The sequence below is a fragment of the Roseibium sp. AWQ4_290 genome (assembly GCF_056160985.1).
The window spans coordinates 343,320-361,179 of the sequence record NZ_JBSWYG010000001.1 but is presented as its reverse complement, the minus strand read 5'-3'; the positions used below and the strand labels follow the sequence as shown (position 1 = coordinate 361,179).

Sequence of the window (17,860 nt, the reverse complement as noted above, 5' to 3'; positions counted from 1 at the left end):
TGAGCAGTCTCCCCCCGGATTTCTGAAACTTGACAGGACATGTCCCATGACCATGACGATTTATCACAACCCAAATTGCGGCACGTCCCGCAACACGCTGGCCATGATCCGGAAAGCCGGTGTCGAACCGGTCGTGATCGAATATCTCAAGACCCCGCCCAGCCGGGACGAGTTGGTGGATCTGATCGGCCGGATGGGTATTTCGGTCAGAGACCTGCTGCGCCAGAAGGGGACGCCCTATGACGAGCTGGGTCTCGGGGAGGACAAATGGTCTGACGACGACCTGATCGATTTCATGATGGCGCATCCGATCCTGATCAACCGGCCAATCGTTGTCAGCAGCAAGGGCGTGCGCCTGTGCCGCCCCTCGGAACAGGTCCTGGATCTGTTGACCGTTGATATCGGCTCCTTCACCAAGGAAGACGGTCAGGTGGTCGGCTCTGGGACGGCTCATGACTGACAGAGGCAACATGCTCAAAGATCTGACCAATGTGGCCCTGGACGACTTTCAGCCTGTGGACCGGGACCGCCTGTTTGCGCCGGACCCGGAAGACCGCGCCCCGCGGATACTCTTGCTCTACGGGTCCTTGCGCGCGCGTTCTTACAGCCGCTTCCTGACCCTGGAAGCACAAAGGCTGCTGGAAGCGTATGGTGCGGAAACGAAGATTTTCGACCCCTCGGGCCTGCCACTGCCGGACGATGCTGACGCCGATCATCCGAAGGTTGCCGAATTGCGCGCCCTCAGCATCTGGTCCGAAGCCCAGGTCTGGTGTTCTCCGGAACGCCATGGCGCGATGACCGGTGTTATGAAATCGCAGATCGACTGGATTCCCTTGAGCACAGGGGCGGTCCGTCCGACCCAGGGCAAGGCTCTGGCCCTGATGCAGGTCTCTGGCGGCTCGCAATCCTTCAATGCGCTCAACCAGATGCGGGTTCTGGGGCGCTGGATGCGCATGGTCACGATCCCCAACCAGTCCTCCGTGCCCAAGGCCTATCAGGAATTCGACGAGGCCGGCCGCATGAACCCGTCCCCGCTCTACGACCGGGTGGTGGATGTCATGGAAGAACTGATGAAGTTCACGTTGCTGGTGCGGGGCCGCTCTGAGTATCTTGTCGACCGGTATTCGGAGCGCAAGGCTGTTTCGGAGAAAAACAAGGAAGTGGACACCGCCGCGCTGGGCGCGGTCCGCTGACATGGCCTGCGGCGCAACGCCGGGGCCTCTCATGTGAGCGTGGCATGACGCTTGGAAGCGGCCTGTTTCCTCTGCTTTCAGGCTGGGGGCACCAAAGGCCCTTGTTCTGCCGCGGGTTTTGCCGTCCGGGACTGGAGATAGGCAATCAGCATGGTGGAAAGTTCCTCGGACACAGTGTCCACCGTGCTGCTGCCATGCTGCAAGGCGCTGTGAATACCGGCGTCGACGGTCTCGCGGATCACGAGCGCCGTCGCGTCAAAGTCGGTGAAGCTCAAACTATCCTTGTGGGTCAGGAGCCAGTTTTTGTGTGCCGCGTCGATTGTTTTGAGCAACGCGCTGCGGCTTTCTGCATTGACAGACAGAGGAACGGTATCTCGCAGGACTTTGTGCAGCTCCGGAGCGTCCAGGTGGAGCCTGGCTGTGGTCTTGACCAGGGCCCTCACGGCTGCTTCAAGCGGTAAGCCCCGGGCGTCAGAAAAGGCAGCTTTCAGTACCTTTGCGGCATTCAGGTGATGCCGGCGCTGCAGTTCCGCGAAAATGGCGTCCCGGTTTGAAAAATACTGGTACAGCGAGCCGATGCTTATTCCGGCCCGTTCAGCAATGCGTGTCGTGGTGGCACTTTCATATCCCGTTTCCACCAGAAGAAGTTCGGTGGCTTCAAGGGCGGCGTCCACCACTGCCCGCGCTCTTGCCTGCCGGGGCGGACGCCGGAGGCCAGCCTTTGTTCGTTCTGTTTTGCTTGTCATCGCTGTCTTGCCATGCCCTCCAAATATGAAGGCCCGAGGGTTAGTTCCAATGGCCATTCTGAAAAAGATATTTTTTTCAGATGATTATCTTCTCTTTCTGGTGCCGGGAAACGCGAATTCAAGATCTGGTCTTGTGATCCTATCTATTTTTGCAGGTTGGGGGCACACCGTCTCCGGCAGCAGATATTCCCAAGGATGCCATGCTTCGATTTGCCATGTCTTTTGCCGCCTTGATCATTTTCAGCTATGCAGCGTTGTGGGTGGCTCTTCAGCGGCCGCTCGTTTTCCGCACGAAGCCGATAAATGCCCCTCAACCCGTGTCACAGCTGGCGCCGCGCCAGGACGCCTTGACCTTTGCCCGAACCCTCATATCCGGTGCCCGGCATCTGTTGCTGGTCACAGAGCACGCCGCAAACGGCATCAAGGCGATTGATTTGACGGATCTGGCGGGCCGTCCGCTGGAGGAGCCTTTTGAAGCGCTGGATGTTTTTGGAGCCCAGACGCTGACCAAGCTGGCGCGCGAGCAAGGCGGCCGTGCCTCTTCCTTTGCCCAATCCGCTCTCTTGCCGGCAGCAGCGGGTGCACACCACATTTCCTTTGGAACAAATTTCCGTGATCACGGGGAAGAGGTGGATAATGTCACCCCCTTCCGGTTTCCCCGGCTGAGCGAGCCGACGGCGTCCCGCTCGGCGCTCTTGATTGATCCAGAGACTGAGATGATCGATTATGAAGTCGAGATCTGTATGCGTTTTGACAGGGCCATTGCGACGCTGGACGATTTTGACCGTGCGCGCAAGGTGCTGTTTTTGTGCGGTGACTTCACCGACCGGAAGCGCATGCTGGAAGGCATGCCCGGAAACGAGGACACGTTGAGCGGCATTGGCTTTACCGACGCAAAGAGCCTTCCGGGCTTCTTTCCCACCGGTCCGTACATGGTGGTTCCGAAGGATTGGAAAGTGTTCGTCTCAAATCAAGCAATTGGCACCAGTCTGAATGGGGCGTCCATGCAATATACGACCGGTGACAAGATGATTGAGGATTTCCGTTCCATGGCCGGGATTGCGCTTCAAGATGGTGACAAGACAAAATGGTCTTACCAGGGAAAACCTGTCAGTCTTTTGCCGAGCGGGCGGATCGAGCCGGGGCAAGTGCTCTTGTCAGGTACGGCCGGGGGGGTGCTGTTTCGGCCCCCGAGCCTTGGCAGCCGCATCATCCTCGGCGCAAAATATGTCATGACCGGGCGCTTTTTGTCAGGAATGTCCGGCTTCCGTTCGGTTGTGAAGGATATTGCCGAGGCAACGCTTCAGGAGAAGATCATGCTGATGCCGGGCGATGAGGTGATACATCACTCATCCTCTCTTGGTACGATCGTCACCAGGATAGAAGCCCGCTGAATGTTGGCCTGACAGGCCTGCCGTTTAGCGTGTGCCACGTTCATCCGGTTTCAGACTGATTTGTCTTTTGCGTTGAACCCTCTGACGAAAGGCAGCGAAAGACAACTCCATCCGAGGCTCGACATTTAGCCGCCGCTGCCGCTGGCCTTGTCTGTTTGCGGGGCGCTTTCTGCAAGTGTTGCAAACTGGGCCAGTTCCGGAGACAGGGAGATCTTCGGCTGCGGGGCTGAGGGCACGCGCAGGTTGGGAAGCCAGAGGCCGCCGGTCTCGTTCAAGGCAAAGACCGGGTAATTGGCTTCATGGTGTTCGACTGTGTTCGGCTTGCCGAACATGTAGCCCTGGACCTGATCGCATCCAGCTGCACTCAAGAGCACGGCCTGCTCTTCGGTTTCGACACCTTCGGCAATGATGGTCACATCCAGGGACCGGCCCAGGCCCACAATCGATGTGACGATGGCATCCGTGCTTTCATCCTTACCCAGATTGTGTACGAACGCCTGGTCGATCTTGATCTTGTCAAAGGGGAACCGGCTCAGATAGCTCAGCGAGGAATAGCCGGTGCCGAAGTCATCCATAACAATGGACACGCCCATATTGTGGATCTGGCGCAAGGTGGCGATCACCGCTTCCGTGTTGGAGATCAGCAGGCTTTCGGTGACTTCAATTTCGAGCCTGCGGGGATCGAGGCCGGAATTGTTCAGGGCCTGGGCCACTTTCTTCTGGGTTTCTCCCGGCACGAATTGGGCCGTTGAGACATTGACCGAGATCCGCCGGGTTTGGTCGGTCCACAGCATGGCCTCCCGGCAGGCGTGGTTGAGCACCCAAGTGCCGATCTCGTCGATCAGACCGCAATCCTCGGCAACCGGCAGGAACAGGTCTGGCCGGATTTCCCCCTTGCTCGGATGCTCCCAGCGCACAAAGGCCTCATAGCCATGCAGAACTCCGTCCCGCAGGCCGTATTGGGGCTGATAGACAAGCTTGAACTGGTCGAGTTTGAGGGCCTTGACCAGTCCGTTTTCCACTTCCTTGCGCTTTTGGGCTTCCGCGTCCAGGACCGGTGTGTACCAGGCAAAGGTCGAACGGCCGCTGTGTTTGGCCTTGTAGAGGGCAAGGTCGGCGCAATGCATTAGCCGCGACAGGCGCCAGGACCCGTCGGTCGCCCGTGCGATGCCGATGGACAGGGACAGTTTGATCTCCTTGCCGTCAATCACACAGGGGGCGGACGTCGCCGAGATCATGTCGGCAGCCAGGCGGGTCATGCGGGCGGGATCGGAGATCGAGGTCAACAGAACCGCAAACTCATCCCCGGACAGCCGGGCAACCATGTGTTTGTGAAACACCGTGTCCAGGCGCTCGGCAACGATCTGCAGGAAAACGTCACCCACGCCATGCCCATGGGTGTCGTTGATATCCTTGAATTGATCGACGTCAATCAGCATGACGCCGATGTTGGAGGCCTTGGCTTGGGCGGTGCGCAGGGCCTCTGCCAGTTTGGCGTTGAAGACCGCCCGGTTGGGCAGGCCTGTCAGCGTATCATGGTGGGCCAGATATTGAATGCTGCTGTTGGCCCGCAACTGGTCCGAATAGCGCTGCCACCACAAGAGGCCTGCGCCCAGGAAGGACAGGGCACACAGGGCGGCTGCGACCGCATTGCACCACCACAAAAGCCCTGCAAGAGAGTTCAGGAGGTCCGCCTGGCTGACCAGGAGCACCAGGCTGGGCACACCTGGCCCGGCGGCTTTCGGATTGAACACGACAAGCGCATTGGCACCGAATGTCCCGAACCAGGTCATGTCGGGAATGGCGGTGGCTGCGTCGCCGGATTTATAGGCGGACCAGGCAAGGTTCACCGGGCGGGGCGATTTGAGATCCTGGTTCTTTGCCCAGGGGATTTGCGAGAAGCCGGGCAGGCCCGGTCTTGTGGCTACGGTCTCGGCCGGATAGACAAGCGCGGCATCGAGGACCTGAGCGGGCGCGCGCTGCTGGTCAAGTGCGGTCTGGATCTGAGCCACTTTGGCCTGCAGGAGAGCATTGTCATCCGTGCGGGCATCCGTCCGGGTCAGCCGCAGGCCTTCCGGCTGGCCCTCCGGGCGGGGCGCAGCCCCGGCCGTGAAGGTGTTCAAGATCCTGGCGACGCTGCTTTCCTGCGGCAGGAATGTCTGTTCAAGACCGCGGACCAGCATCCAATGGGTCAGCATCCGGTTGCCGACATAAACCCCGCATGTCAGTGCGGCGAGCAGCGACAGGGACATGAAAAGAGTAACAATGTTATTTTTAGCAGGAGGGAATGCCATCCGGCCCGGTTCCATTGTTCGAACAAATACGGGATAATCCTAGGATGAAAGTCTTTAGCCATCATGAATCCCATTGCAGGAAAATGGATTTTTGACGTTACGTTAGAATTTTAGAGAAATTGGATGAATTTTGGGAGCCGAGGCGGTCCCGGTCCGGGGTCGGGGACTGCTTGAACGTGTTTGGGGCCCTGGGACCCCACCCGGCGGGCAATCGCTGGAGCGCCCTAGTCAAATCCTGTTCCTGCCGATAAGAGTGGTTTCAAAGTGTGATTCATCTCACGGCGCAACGCCGGTTTCCGGGGGCAAGGGGAGCTTCTTTTTGAGCGTCTGGAGCAGCATCGGCAGCATTGTTAGCGCCATTGGCACCGGTGGTGCCCAGATAGTCGACCGGCTTGTTCAGCTTGTTCTGGCGCGTCCTGAGGGCACCAGCACGGTTGGTTTTACCGTCGCGATGATTGCTCTGTCGGCCAAAATGGCCAAGGCCGATGGCGTGGTCACAACCGATGAGGTTCTGGCGTTCCGCGATCTGTTTGAAGTTCCTCCGAAGGAAGAGCGCAATGTCTTCCGGCTGTTCAGCCTGGCCCAGGAAGATGTGGCCGGTTTTGAAGTCTATGCCAAAAAGCTGGCAGATCTGTTTCCCTATGACCGCAAGACACTTCTCGATATTCTGGACGGTCTGTTTCACATCGCCAAGGCAGATGGTATCGTCCATGACAGCGAAATCGTTTACCTTGCCAAGGTCGCTGAAGTCTTTGGTCTGGATGAGCGCGAATTTGCGAAGGTTCTTGCCCGCCATGTGCGCAAGGATGGCAACCCGTATGAGGTTCTTGGGCTGGGGCCGGAAGCCAGTGACGCGGAACTCAAAAGCCAGTACCGGCGGGAAGTTCAGGAAACCCATCCAGACCGGCTGATTGCCCGGGGCGTTCCGGAAGAATTCGTCCGCATCGCTAATGACCGGCTCGCAGCCTTGAATGAGGCCTGGGCCCAGATCTGCGCGGAAAGAGGCATATGAGCGTTGAAACCGATACCGGCGTGGCGGCCAAAGTGCATCCGTCCCCCAACCACGGGCCCCGGCAAAAGGATGCGCCGATTGATATGCTCATTCTGCACTACACGGGCATGCGGACCGGCGGGGAAGCGCTCTCCAGGCTCTGTGATCCCAGGGCAGAAGTCTCCGCCCATTATCTGGTTCATGAAGATGGCAGTATCCTGCAATGTGTACCGGAAGCCCGCCGGGCCTGGCATGCCGGGCGCAGTTTCTGGAAAGGGGAGACGGACGTCAATTCCCGATCCATTGGCGTGGAGGTTGTCAATCCGGGGCATGAGTTCGGCTACCGGCCTTTTCCCGAGGCTCAGGTTGAGGCGCTGACCGGCCTGCTGCAGGATATTTGCGCGCGCCACAGCATCCAGCCCTGGATGGTGCTTGCCCATTCCGATATCGCGCCGGACCGCAAGGAAGATCCGGGAGAATTGTTTCCCTGGGAGCGGCTGGCGGCTGCCGGTGTTGGCCTTTATGTCGAACCGCATCCGATTGTCGCAGGTCTTTTGATGCAGGAAGGGGATCAGGGGCAACCGGTGGAGGCCCTGCAATCCATGCTGGGGCTTTATGGTTACGGACTTGAGATCAGTGGCCACTTTGACACGCAAACACGGCATGTGGTGACGGCGTTTCAGCGTCATTTCCGGCCGGAAAAGGTGGATGGGGTTGCCGATCACTCGACAATCGAAACGCTTCACCTTCTGCTGCGCCGGTTGCCGTCCTTTTCCGCGTAGAACCAGGCGGGCTGTCTTGCTTTCCAGATGGGCCGTTGGATGGGCTGTTGCCACATGTCCGGGCGCTGGCCGGGTGGGCTGACGTCCCGCAGTGCAGCATGTCTTGTTTGCCGTCTTAGACAGTCTTGCCACAAGTCTTCTTCAGTTTGCCGGTAATTGGCCGGACTTTCGTCTTAGTTTCACCGCAAATCCGTATAATTGACAATTTGAAAGCAAGGTTTGTGATGAATTTCTGAAATAAAATGTAATAATTCGTTATTTGATTGCGCGCATTTCTGTCTCAAGCGTCCGGCATTTCTCCGCTCCGATTTCAACACCCACAAAAATCAAAAGGGCTGGACAATGTTACGGTCATTCAAAAAACTCACTGGGGCGCTGTGCCTTTTCGCCTTTGCAACATCTGCTTTCTCGCCACTGGCGCTGGCAAGCGGATCAGGTTCCGAACCAGTTTTGCACATCATCGATCCGGACAAAGCGAAAAAGGACGCTGCAGAGCTGGCCACACACGAGCATGTTGGCTCCGGGGCCGAGCCGGTTCTCTATGTGATCGGATCCGGCGGCGGAGAGGCGAAGAAAAAAAACAAGTCGGCTGCGTACGGCAAAGCAAAGAAAAGGGTTACCAAGGCCCGGGCTGGGAAAGGGGTGCCGAAGCGGGAGCATTATGCACGGCTGATCCGCAAGGCCGCGGCCAAACACGGTGTTCCGGTGAAGATCGCAAAAGCCGTTGTTGAGGTGGAAAGCAACTTCAACCCGCGGGCCCGGGGCAGTGCTGGAGAAGTCGGGCTGATGCAGATCAAACCGGCCACAGCGCGGGGCATCGGTTACCGGGGCTCGACCAAAGGCCTCTATGATCCGGAAACCAATCTGGAATGGGGCATGAAATACCTGGCCGAGGCCCACCACAGGGCCAATGGCGACCTTTGCGGCACGATCCTGCGTTACAACGCCGGCCATTATGCCAAGCGCATGAACCCGGTCAGCCGCCGCTATTGCAGGAAGGTCAAGAGCATTCTTGCCGATAGCTGAACAGGACTGCAGGTCTCTGGAAGGCATCTGACCTTTGACCGTCTGCCGGTCAATTGGCTCCCCCCGCTCAAAATCTGGCCGGGGGGGCGTTTCCAGGGATCAGGAGAATTTGCGCCTTGCGGCGGGAACGGACGCGGGGACCGGCGTTCCCTCGGGCACATCATAGGCGGTGAAGGGTTGGCCGAGGGCGGTTGTCACCGGCACGACACCAGCCCAGATGTCGCTTCCAAGGTCAATCTTGTCATCAACCGGGCCGCCGGTCCGCACTTTGGTGCTCAGGTGCTCGATTTCCAGCTCCAGAACACCGGTTGCCTTGTGCTCTTTTGCCATCATATCCCGGCATTCGTCCCACCGGCCCGGCAGCAGATGGTCGGTAATGGCCGTTAGCGCCGCGATCTGTTCGTCATGATCTTCCACAAGCCGGGCCGTGCCGTGCACAATGGCACAGCGGTAGTTCATGGAAAGGTGCATGGCGGAGCGGGCGACCACAAGCCCGTCAACCAGCGTGACACAAAGGCTGGCCGGAACGCCTGTCCCGTTGCTCTTGATGATCCGGGTTGTGCTGGCCCCATGAATATAGAGTTTGTCTCCGATCCGGGCATAAGCCATCGGGATCACCATTGGCCTGTTCTCATCAACAAAGCTGCAATGGGCGATTAGGCCCCCATCCAGAATCTCGTAGGCAAGATCCCGGTCATAGCTGCCCCTGTTCATCTGGCGGATCTTGGCGTAGCCCGGCAGGTTTGCCGTGGTGCGGTTTTGCGGTTTTGACATGGGTGGCTCCTGATGCTGTCCGTGTCTTCGGGGAGGTTTGTCTTGATTGGATGTCTTTCTTCGATAAACTGGTCTTGTTAAAGGTCCGGTTTTGAGAAAATGAAAGAACCAGTTTTTCCCGAAGGCATCTTGTCCCTTGACCGGTTCTCGGGGGTTCCCCTGGCCGAGCAGATCTATCGCGGGGTTCGTGAAGCTGTGCGCAGCGGGCTTCTGGTTTCCGGTGCCAGGCTGCCTTCCACACGGCGTCTGGCCGCATCGCTCAAAGTGGCCCGAAACACGGTGAATGGGGCCTATGAGCTGCTGCAGGCGGAAGGCATCGTCCATGTCCGGGCGGGCGCATGCCCCAAGATCTGCGAGGGGCTGCGTCTGGAAGGCAGGACGGTGCCGGGTCCGCCTGCTGCCGCTGTACGGGCCTTGTCCGCGCGCGGCGAGGCCATGTCGGCCAATTGCCGGGGCGACGGCTGGGCGCAGCGGCAAGGGGCGCTTCAACCCGGTGCCCCGGCGCTGGATCTCTTTCCTTATGAGGAGTGGGCGCGCTGTTTGCGCCGCGCAGCCCGGATGGAGCGCAGTGCGGATCTGCAATACCGAAATTACTGCGGACTGCCTGCGCTGAAGGAGCAGCTGGTCCGGCATCTGGCGGCCGAACGCGGTGTGCGCGCGCATCCTGATCAGATCCTGGTGACGAGTTCAATGCAGGCCAGCCTGTCGCTGCTGTCTTTGGCCCTGTCCGACCCGGGGGACGAGGCGTGGCTGGAAGAGCCAGGCTATCTAGGTGCCCGCACAGCCTTTCAAATGGCAGGCCTGACCATCCGGGCTCTGCCGGTTGACGGGCAGGGGGCGGATGTGTCGCGCCTGCCCGGTGGTGGCACGCCGCCGAAGCTGATCTATGTGACCCCCTCCCATCACTATCCGCTTGGCGCCCGCATGCCTCTGGCCCGGCGCCTTGCCCTTCTGGACGCCGGGCAGAGCGCAGGCGCAATCATCTTGGAAGATGACTATGACAGCGAGTTCCTGTTTTCCGGCCGTCCAGTGGCAGCATTTTACGGTCTGGGAGGAGACGGGCAGGTGATCTATCTGGGCACCTTCTCAAAAAGCCTGATGCCGGGGCTCCGGATAGCGTATTGCGTTGTCCCATCCTGTCTGGCAGACCCCTTGAAACAGTTCATGCGCAATATGGGCTGTGCTGCGAGTGTTCAGGTCCAGGCGGCTCTGGCGCATTTCATGGACAGCGGAGCCTATCAGAAACATCTGAAAACCATCCGGCAGGTCTATGAAGAACGGGGGCTCTACCTGGTGCGCTCGCTTGCGGAGCGCCTCGGCAACCGGGTCAGCGTGGCGCCGCCAAGCGGCAATGTACAGATCGCTGTCCAGTTACGGGACATCATCGACGACAAGGCATTGGCGCTGGCCATGCAGAGCCGTGGTTTCGCCGTTTCACCGCTCAGCAATTGTTATCTGGGCCCAGGGACAAGGCCAGGGCTGATCATGGGTTTTGCCGATGCCGCGCCAAGCCAGATCAGGCAAGGGATTGATGTTCTGAGTGATCTGCTGGATCAGCAGACAGCGCAAGCTGAGTGTCAACGGGCTTGAAGGGACATGACAGCGGCCGGAGGCAGTGCGCGCCTCCGTCCGCGTGGGGGGGCAGAGCGCCGGGATGCGCAGAACCTGGCCTGGATAGATCTTGTCCGGATCGGACAGCATCGGCTTGTTCGCCTCGAAGATCTGCGGATATTTGGATCCGTCGCCATAGGCTTTTTCAGCCACCTTCCAGAGCGTGTCTCCTTTTTCGACCGTGTGGAATGAGGCTTCCGGGGATTCGGTAGCTACGGAAATCTCTTCCGCCACCCGGGATACACCGAGCACGTTTCCGGCAGCCAAAATGAGCTTTTCGCGGTCTTCCTGCGTCGGCGCCGCGCCGGCAATCTTCACCGTGTCGCCCTCGACCTGAACGGAGACATCTCCGTCAAGCCCCAGATCGGCCACTTCCTTCCGAATGGCTTCTGCGCTGGCATCTGCTGCGTCATCGCTGCCAAACAGGCTTTTCCCGGCGTCTTTTACAAAATCAAAAAATCCCATGGTGGTCCTCCTTGAACTGAAATCGGGTCGTAACCCTGGTGCTGGGCGCGCCCGCACGGCAAGTGAGAGCACAGCCCAGTTTCCTTAGAGGGAGTTGACGCGCGCAATGCAAGCAAAAACGGCTGAGGGGCAGTAGCCGCTGGATCATCCGCGTTTGGCGCTGATCTGATATCAACCTCAACCTCAACCATGAAGACCCTATTCGACCGTGAGATGGGAGCGTTCAGCAAGGAGCGTGTCACAGGGCCATGTGGGGCATCGTCCAGAACGCGCGACACGGCGGAATGCGCTCATGCCGCAGCCTCCGGTGGCTCTTTCAGGCCCGCCGGGCTGAGTCTCGCCGCATGCCCGAGCAACCGGCCGATCTGCGTGCCTTTCCTTGCCAGAGAACCTGAAGACCATCCAATAGGGCTTTATTTCTTGAGCTGCTATGACAGGGCACGCTTGGAACCTGTCTGAGGGACCGTTGTTTAAAGCCGCATGGATGGAACGTCGCCTTGAACGATCAGGTTGGCATCGGTTGCCGAGATCACGTCGTCAACACTGGTTCCAGGGCCGGTTTCCTTCAGCACCAGCCCCTCCCGGGTCGGTTCGATCACGGCCATCTCGGTGACGATCAGGCTCACCTGGCGCTGGGCGGTCAGGGGCAGGGTGCATTCGCGCAGGATCTTCGGTTTGCCGCGGGCTGTGTGGACCATCGAGACGATCACCCGTTTTGCACCGGCCACCAGGTCCATCGCCCCGCCCATGCCCGGAACCATTTTGCCCGGGATCATCCAGTTGGCCAGGAAGCCGCGTTCGTCCACCTGCAGGCCGCCGAGAACGGTCATGTCCAGATGACCGCCGCGAATGAGGCCGAAGCTCATGGCGCTGTCTATGGAGGCGGCGCCCGGAACGGCGGTCACGAACCCGCCGCCCGCATCGGTCAGGTCCGGGTCTTCCATGCCTTCAGGAGGGCGGGCGCCCAAGCCGATTACGCCGTTTTCGGCCTGAAAGAACACATGCACACCCTTGGGCAGGTAGTTGGCCACCATGGATGGCAGGCCGATGCCCAGATTGACGAGCGTGTCCGGGGCGATTTCCTGTGCCACGCGCCGGGCGATGATTTCCTTAGCTTCCATCGGGCTGTCTCTCCAGAAGATGATCCACCAGGATACCGGGTGTCTTTACGCTGTCCGGGGAGATGACCCCAACCGGAACAATGGTCTGCGGTTCGGCAATGACCGTCCCGCCCGCAAGGGCCATGACCGGATTGAAATTGTGAGCGGTGAGCGAATATTCCAGATTGCCCACATAATCGGCCTGATGGGCGGCGATGAGGGCGAAATCTCCGGGGAGCGGCTCTTCCAGCAGGAAGTCCTTGCCCTGGACGGTGACTGTCTGTTTGCCCTCTTCCACAAGCGTGCCGATGCCGGTCGGTGTCAGGATGCCGCCGAGGCCGACACCGGCCGCGCGGATCCGCTCCACTAGGGTTCCCTGGGGTACCAGTTCGACCGCGATCTCTCCTGCGATCATCTTTTGCTGGGTCTCGGGGTTGAGCCCGATATGGGAGACAATGGCCCTGGACAGGCAGCCCGCACTCACCAGCTTGCCGATGCCCCGTCCGGGCATGGCCGTGTCATTGGCTACAACGGTGAGGTCCTTTGTGCCGCGCGCGACAATGGCGTCAATCAGCCTGTGGGGCGAACCCACCCCCATAAAGCCGCCGATCAGCAAAGTGGCTCCATCCGGAATGAGCCCGGCTGCTTCGGCTGCCTTGATTGCACGTTTCATCACAGGTCCCCGCCAATCGATCCTTTCCGGCAACGTTAGCGGCTGAACCGTCCCAGGAAAAATGAAGATTGTGCGACGCAGTAGTCTTACGGATGCGGAACTGGGGGGAATTTCGCGGGGAGACAAAAAACGCCGGAAAGCTGCATAGACGCTTTCCGGCGGTTCAAGGGAGCCCCGGTTTTCTGAAAGACCGGGGCATCAAGGCATGTGTTACGCTGCGCGGACCTTTGCCAGAAAGTCCTGCATAGACCTGCGCAGGGTGTTGGACTGCTCGTGCAGCTGGCCGATGGCGTCGTTCATGTTGGAGCTGAGCTGAGCGGTTTCACCTGCAGCGCTGCTGACCTCTGAAATCGACTGGGACACACCTTCCGTGCCTTGCGCTGCTTCTGCAACGCTGCCTGCGATCTCGGTCGTTGCCTGGTTCTGCTCTTCAGCGGCCCCTGCCATGGCGGAGGTGTTTTCGGCAATGCGCTGGACCATCTCCGCAACGGAGGCGGTTGCGTCGGTCGAAGCGTCGGCCGCCTGGCGCATCTCGCTGATCTGGCGGTCGATTTCTTCGGTGGCCTTGGAGGTCTGTTCGGCCAGGGCCTTGACCTCGGAGGCAACAACCGCAAAGCCCTTGCCGGCTTCACCGGCCCGGGCTGCCTCAATCGTCGCGTTCAACGCCAGAAGGTTGGTTTGTTCGGCAATGTCGGTGATCAGCTTGGTGACATCCCCGATCCGCGCCACCACCTGCTGCACGGTGGCAACAGCTTCGTTGGAGCGGTTGACGCCCTGTTCGGCCGAATGGGCGATTTCGGAAGAGGACCGAACCTGATCCGTGATGGCCCGGATCGACGCGGACAGTTCTTCCGTCGCACTGGCCACCGTATTGACATTGGTGGTTGCCTGTTCTGCGGCGGCAGACACAGACAAGGCCTGGTCCGTGGTCAGGTTGGCAATGTTGGACAGGGACCCGGCATTGCCGTTGAGTTCGTCCAGGCGGCCGATCATGTTGGTGCAGATGTCGAGAACGGTGGATTCGAACTCGCTGGCGACCTTTTCCATTTCCTCGCGTTTCACCCGCTCGGCATTTTCCTTTTCGGCTGCGGCGGCTTCTTCCAGCTCCCGGGTGCGGATCAGGTTGTCGCGGAAAACGCTCAAGGACCGGCCCAGCAGGCCGATTTCATCCCGGCGGTCGCCGGTCTCAACCGCCTGGGAGGTATCGCCTGTTGCCAGTTTTTCAGTGATCTTCGTGAGGGCCGTCAGCGGGCTGGACACAAGAACATGGCTTACGAACCCCAGGACCATGGCCAGGATCGTGATCACAATCGCGCTTGCAACTGCAACGGTGACGACTGTGCTCATGGCCGCGTTCTGGGCCGCTGCTGACTTCTGGCGTTCAGCAGCCACAGCATCGGCAAATACTTTGCTCTGTTCCTGAACAGCCGCTAGCAGCTGAGTGCTTTCCGGGGTCACTTCAATCGCGCGGGCCATGTCCACGGTGTCCGGGGAGCGCATCAGGTCGATCTGGCGGGCGGCAATTTTGCTGTACCAGGTTTTCCAGCTTGTCTCGAGCGCATCAATGCGGGGCAGAAATTCCGGAGCGGGGCCGCTGATAGCGTCCCGCAGCGTGGAGAGTTGCCCCGAAATGTCGTTGTTCAGCTGGTTCGATTTGGCCAGCCAGTCTCGGTTGCCAGTCAGCAGGAAGGATTTGACCGCCTGGGATTGCGCCACGATTTCCTGATTGAGGTTGGCGGTTTCGGAATTGAGATCGGCCAGATGGTTGGCTGTTGTGACCTCATGAAGAGCCGACACCGCCTTGAAGGCACTGGTGCCACCGGCAACAGCGCCGATCAGGGCCAGGGTCAGGAAGCCTGCAGCAATTTTCTTGCTGACGGAAAGATTTTTCAGCATCTTGGAGATCCGCTTACGAGTTCGGGGCCAGGCGGCGTTGAAGTTCTGTCAGGTTGAATTCCACCGTCGCAGCGCCGATGGCTTTGCCGGTCTCCGGGTCTTTGACGGACAGATTGAGCTGCGCGCGCCAAATTTTCCGGTCTTCGTCCCATTCGGCTTCGTCGATGAACACCGCATCGGGACCGTTGGGAAAGGTCTTTTGGAACTTGGCTTCATCGCCCTGCCAGTAGTCGCCGGTGATCGCGCTTTGGCCGACATTCAGGCCGTTGGCGTCCATCACGAAGATTTCCGGATAAAGACCAAGGGAGGAAGCCTGCACCCGCAGCAGGTAGATGGACAGAGGGGCTGACAGGGTGGCGGAAATCAGAGGCTTGTCGCTTGCTTCCCGCTCCTTGCGCCATTGCTGGTCAAGAGCGTCAATCTCGCTGCTGGACAGGGTGCCGCGCAGGTCGTTCTGTGCATGGATCGACAGGGCGACAATCGGGTTGGACAGCCATTCGCTGACGCTTTCGATAACCGGTTCCGTGATCAGTTTCTTGGGGTCTGGTGCTGTTTCTGCGCACGCCTGAGAGGCAATGAGGGCCGCAGATAAAGAGATTAGCCATCTATGCATGACGTTGCTCCACTAGAGGAATTACTTGTAGAAGCTCGCCTTGTTTCCTTAACATGAAATAAAAAACGCGTATCTAAGGCTGAAAATTGTCAAACTATCGTCTAATTCCGCAGTGTAAGTAGTTCGCACCCTATCGTAAAAGTAGAGTATATAAACCTATAATTACTAAGGTTTTGAGCGCACTTTATTGATGTGTTATTTATGGTTGTAAAAATTAAAAATAAAACCAGATTTGGCGAATTTTAAGAGATCTCAATCGGGTGGCAGGCCCGATTCGGTCTGCGGCGGAGGCTGATCTCTCTTTGGACTTGTGGTGACTGTGGGACCAGAAGGCTTTGCGGCGTTGCTTGACCTTCTGGGCAAAGCCACTTAAGTCCGCAAGCGCCAGTCGGCCGGACAGCCGCTGCCGCAAGCGCCGAAAGGCCGCGGGGGAGGAAAGTCCGGGCTCCAGGGAAACACGGTGCCGGGTAACACCCGGCGAGGGCGACCTTAGGGACAGTGCCACAGAAAGCAAACCGCTCCGGCGTGCCGGAGTAAGGGTGAAAGGGTGGGGTAAGAGCCCACCGCGCCGCTGGCAACAGGGGCGGCATGGTAAACCCCACCGGGAGCAAAACCGAATAGGGGCAGCGCGGTCCGGGGTCCGGACCAGGTCCGTTTCCAGGCCAGTTGCCCGGGTTGGTTGCGAGAGGTGTCTGGCAACAGGCATCCCAGATGAATGGCTGTCACGCCTGTGCCGGGCTCCGGTCCGCGCAGGCCATACAGAACCCGGCTTACAGGCCGGCTGGCTTCAAATCTTCCGGCATGCTTCAGCCGGCCATATAGGCTGGCGTGCTGGCCAGAAAGCGCCCATAGGCCTCCGCATCCGGATAGGAAAACTGTTCGGCAATCGGATTGGCCCGCTTGGTCCAGGCCGCCCCCATATCTGACAGCAATTCATCAAAATGGCGGAAGTGGAAGGGCGCTGAGTAAAGGCCCCCATAGACCTTTGCGGCAGGACGTTCCTGGCGGCGCCAGGCCAGCATCTCCTCAATGTTCCGGATCATGCCCTCTGTGCTTGGCTGGTTCGCCAATTTGCCATCCGCGTAGCGCACGAGCCAGTTGGCAATCATCTCGGCAGACAAGACCGTGCAAAAGCTGGAATTGAATCCGACAAAGCCCATCTCGGGCAGGTCCGGATTCACCGAGAGCCGGTAGACACGGTATTGCCCGTCAGGCTCGATCAGCTTGTCCAGATACGCCTTGGCCAGATAGGGAATGCCGAGCTTCCAGCCAACGGCCAGGATCGACAGGTCGCAGGGCACTGTCTCGCCGCTGGTCAGAACGATCTTGCCGTCTTCATAGCGTTCATACGTGCCTTTCACCGGGCGGATCGAACCGTTTTCAAAGCCTTCGAACAGGCCGGGTGTAACAATCGGAAGCGAGCAGGAGGCGTCTTTTTCAATGGGTATGTAAGGCACCATGTTCCATTTCTTCAAGTTAAGCTGGAACTTCAAAAGGGTTTCAAGGCCCCGGAAATTTGCCCAGATAAGGGGTTTGAACAGGGTAAAAAGGGTCTTGGCAAAGGGCGAGCGCCCCAGCTATTGAACTGCTGTTCCTGGGCGCGCATGTAGAGCAGCCGCTTGAAATTGATGCCGCCGATAAAATACGGCACACGCCAGACCGCCTCCCGGTAGACCAGCGTGACGGATTTCGCGCCGTTGCGGGCGGCGTTGACGACAATATCCGTCGCCGATTTGGAGCCGCCGAGGACGACCACATCTTTGCCCCGCACAAGCGAAGGGTCGGTATATTCCGAACTGTGCATCACCTGGCCGCCCGCCGCTTCAAAGGCCTCCTGTCCTGGATGGGGGAGGACGTTCTTGTCGGAAAACTGCCCGGTGCAGACGGCGACGAAGTCGAAATCCCGGGTCCAGGTTTTTCCCGCCGTTTTCAGCGTCAGGGTCCAGCCCGGCTGACCGTCGGACCGCCGGTCCATGGACAGAACATTTGTGTTGAGCTGAAACAGCCGCTCCAGCTTGTGTTTTCTGGCATAGGCATGCAGATAGGCGTGAACCTGCGGCCCCTTGGGCCATTCCGGATAGTCCTGCGGCATGGCAAGATCCGTAAAGCGGTAGAGGTCCTTCGGCGACTGGGTCTGGACATCCGGGTAGGAGCGGGAGGGGTCCCAAACCCCGCCGAAATCATGGCTGCGTTCAAAGCCGAAGACCCGGTGCCCGCGTTCGTCAAAGGCCTTCGCAGCGGCAAGACCGCTCACGCCGCCGCCGATGACGGCGACGTTCTTAACATGTGTCATGGTCAATAT

14 protein-coding genes, 1 other RNA gene and 2 pseudogenes are annotated in these 17,860 nt (G+C 59.2%); 8 read left to right on the top strand and 9 right to left on the bottom strand.

The window, feature by feature from the left end:
* The first annotated feature begins 46 nt into the window (after positions 1-46).
* Positions 47-460, top strand: a complete 414-nt coding sequence (arsC, locus tag ACXAH0_RS01590) for an arsenate reductase (glutaredoxin) (RefSeq protein WP_475172295.1) — start codon at positions 47-49, stop codon at positions 458-460.
* A gap of 10 nt (positions 461-470) precedes the next feature.
* Positions 471-1,193 (top strand): arsenical resistance protein ArsH, encoded by a 723-nt coding sequence (arsH, locus tag ACXAH0_RS01585; RefSeq protein ID WP_475188750.1) that lies wholly within the window; start codon positions 471-473, stop codon positions 1,191-1,193.
* Positions 1,194-1,270: 77 nt separating this feature from the next.
* Here arsH and ACXAH0_RS01580 read toward each other — a convergent pair whose 3' ends face one another.
* On the bottom strand, positions 1,271-1,870 hold the full coding sequence (locus ACXAH0_RS01580) for a TetR/AcrR family transcriptional regulator (RefSeq protein ID WP_475188562.1): 600 nt from the start codon (positions 1,868-1,870) through the stop codon (positions 1,271-1,273).
* 269 nt (positions 1,871-2,139) lie between these two features.
* Between ACXAH0_RS01580 and ACXAH0_RS01575 the strand changes: the two genes are divergently transcribed.
* Entirely contained in the window at positions 2,140-3,333 is a 1,194-nt protein-coding gene (locus tag ACXAH0_RS01575) for a fumarylacetoacetate hydrolase family protein (RefSeq protein WP_475172299.1), read from the top strand.
* 125 nt (positions 3,334-3,458) lie between these two features.
* Here ACXAH0_RS01575 and ACXAH0_RS01570 read toward each other — a convergent pair whose 3' ends face one another.
* Positions 3,459-5,585 (bottom strand): putative bifunctional diguanylate cyclase/phosphodiesterase, encoded by a 2,127-nt coding sequence (locus ACXAH0_RS01570; protein ID WP_475188559.1) that lies wholly within the window; start codon positions 5,583-5,585, stop codon positions 3,459-3,461.
* A 361-nt stretch (positions 5,586-5,946) separates the two neighbouring features.
* Here ACXAH0_RS01570 and ACXAH0_RS01565 point away from each other — a divergent pair, with 361 nt between their 5' ends.
* The 3 genes from ACXAH0_RS01565 to ACXAH0_RS01555 all read left to right on the top strand — a co-directional run bounded on the left by ACXAH0_RS01565 (position 5,947) and on the right by ACXAH0_RS01555 (position 8,426).
* Positions 5,947-6,639, top strand: coding sequence for a TerB family tellurite resistance protein (locus ACXAH0_RS01565; RefSeq protein WP_475172303.1), 693 nt, complete (start codon positions 5,947-5,949; stop codon positions 6,637-6,639).
* Complete coding sequence (locus tag ACXAH0_RS01560; protein WP_475188556.1) at positions 6,636-7,400, top strand: N-acetylmuramoyl-L-alanine amidase; 765 nt, start codon at positions 6,636-6,638, stop codon at positions 7,398-7,400. The genes ACXAH0_RS01565 and ACXAH0_RS01560 overlap by 4 nt, the downstream gene beginning before the upstream one ends.
* Before the next feature lie 414 nt (positions 7,401-7,814).
* Entirely contained in the window at positions 7,815-8,426 is a 612-nt protein-coding gene (locus tag ACXAH0_RS01555; RefSeq protein ID WP_475188748.1) for a lytic transglycosylase domain-containing protein, read from the top strand.
* 99 nt (positions 8,427-8,525) lie between these two features.
* On the opposite strand, the gene ACXAH0_RS01550 is transcribed toward ACXAH0_RS01555, so the two are convergent.
* A complete protein-coding gene (locus ACXAH0_RS01550) occupies positions 8,526-9,200 on the bottom strand; it encodes a pyridoxamine 5'-phosphate oxidase family protein (RefSeq protein ID WP_475172308.1) in 675 nt (224 codons plus the stop codon).
* A gap of 99 nt (positions 9,201-9,299) precedes the next feature.
* Between ACXAH0_RS01550 and pdxR the strand changes: the two genes are divergently transcribed.
* A complete protein-coding gene (gene pdxR, locus ACXAH0_RS01545; RefSeq protein WP_475188554.1) occupies positions 9,300-10,790 on the top strand; it encodes a MocR-like pyridoxine biosynthesis transcription factor PdxR in 1,491 nt (496 codons plus the stop codon).
* Positions 10,791-10,844: 54 nt separating this feature from the next.
* Here the strand turns inward: pdxR and lysM are convergent.
* From lysM to ACXAH0_RS01520, 5 genes and pseudogenes are all read right to left on the bottom strand, one after another.
* Positions 10,845-11,276, bottom strand: a pseudogene (lysM, locus tag ACXAH0_RS01540) (peptidoglycan-binding protein LysM); the annotation flags it as partial.
* A gap of 470 nt (positions 11,277-11,746) precedes the next feature.
* Positions 11,747-12,397: a 3-oxoacid CoA-transferase subunit B gene (locus tag ACXAH0_RS01535; protein WP_475172313.1), complete on the bottom strand. Its 651-nt coding sequence runs from the start codon at positions 12,395-12,397 to the stop codon at positions 11,747-11,749.
* Positions 12,387-13,049 (bottom strand): CoA transferase subunit A, encoded by a 663-nt coding sequence (locus ACXAH0_RS01530; protein WP_475172315.1) that lies wholly within the window; start codon positions 13,047-13,049, stop codon positions 12,387-12,389. The genes ACXAH0_RS01535 and ACXAH0_RS01530 overlap by 11 nt, the downstream gene beginning before the upstream one ends.
* A gap of 210 nt (positions 13,050-13,259) precedes the next feature.
* Positions 13,260-14,945: a methyl-accepting chemotaxis protein gene (locus ACXAH0_RS01525; RefSeq protein WP_475172316.1), complete on the bottom strand. Its 1,686-nt coding sequence runs from the start codon at positions 14,943-14,945 to the stop codon at positions 13,260-13,262.
* A 13-nt stretch (positions 14,946-14,958) separates the two neighbouring features.
* Positions 14,959-15,558, bottom strand: a complete 600-nt coding sequence (locus tag ACXAH0_RS01520; protein WP_475172317.1) for a hypothetical protein — start codon at positions 15,556-15,558, stop codon at positions 14,959-14,961.
* A gap of 384 nt (positions 15,559-15,942) precedes the next feature.
* Between ACXAH0_RS01520 and rnpB the strand changes: the two genes are divergently transcribed.
* Positions 15,943-16,347, top strand: an RNA gene (rnpB, locus tag ACXAH0_RS01515) — RNase P RNA component class A.
* 17 nt (positions 16,348-16,364) lie between these two features.
* Here the strand turns inward: rnpB and ACXAH0_RS01510 are convergent.
* A pseudogene (locus ACXAH0_RS01510) lies at positions 16,365-17,851 on the bottom strand (flavin-containing monooxygenase).
* Between the last annotated feature and the right edge of the window lie 9 nt (positions 17,852-17,860).

What these genes read in the sequence shown, in the direction of transcription:
- arsC (WP_475172295.1), top strand. Translation starts at nt 47, where the DNA reads ATGACCATGACGATTTATCACAACCCAAATTGCGGCACGTCCCGCAAC.
- arsH (WP_475188750.1), top strand. Translation starts at nt 471, where the DNA reads ATGCTCAAAGATCTGACCAATGTGGCCCTGGACGACTTTCAGCCTGTG.
- ACXAH0_RS01575 (WP_475172299.1), top strand. Translation starts at nt 2,140, where the DNA reads ATGCTTCGATTTGCCATGTCTTTTGCCGCCTTGATCATTTTCAGCTAT.
- ACXAH0_RS01570 (WP_475188559.1), bottom strand. Translation starts at nt 5,585, where the DNA reads ATGTCCCTGTCGCTGCTCGCCGCACTGACATGCGGGGTTTATGTCGGC.
- ACXAH0_RS01560 (WP_475188556.1), top strand. Translation starts at nt 6,636, where the DNA reads ATGAGCGTTGAAACCGATACCGGCGTGGCGGCCAAAGTGCATCCGTCC.
- ACXAH0_RS01550 (WP_475172308.1), bottom strand. Translation starts at nt 9,200, where the DNA reads ATGTCAAAACCGCAAAACCGCACCACGGCAAACCTGCCGGGCTACGCC.
- pdxR (WP_475188554.1), top strand. Translation starts at nt 9,300, where the DNA reads ATGAAAGAACCAGTTTTTCCCGAAGGCATCTTGTCCCTTGACCGGTTC.
- ACXAH0_RS01535 (WP_475172313.1), bottom strand. Translation starts at nt 12,397, where the DNA reads ATGGAAGCTAAGGAAATCATCGCCCGGCGCGTGGCACAGGAAATCGCC.
- ACXAH0_RS01530 (WP_475172315.1), bottom strand. Translation starts at nt 13,049, where the DNA reads ATGAAACGTGCAATCAAGGCAGCCGAAGCAGCCGGGCTCATTCCGGAT.
- ACXAH0_RS01525 (WP_475172316.1), bottom strand. Translation starts at nt 14,945, where the DNA reads ATGCTGAAAAATCTTTCCGTCAGCAAGAAAATTGCTGCAGGCTTCCTG.
- ACXAH0_RS01520 (WP_475172317.1), bottom strand. Translation starts at nt 15,558, where the DNA reads ATGCATAGATGGCTAATCTCTTTATCTGCGGCCCTCATTGCCTCTCAG.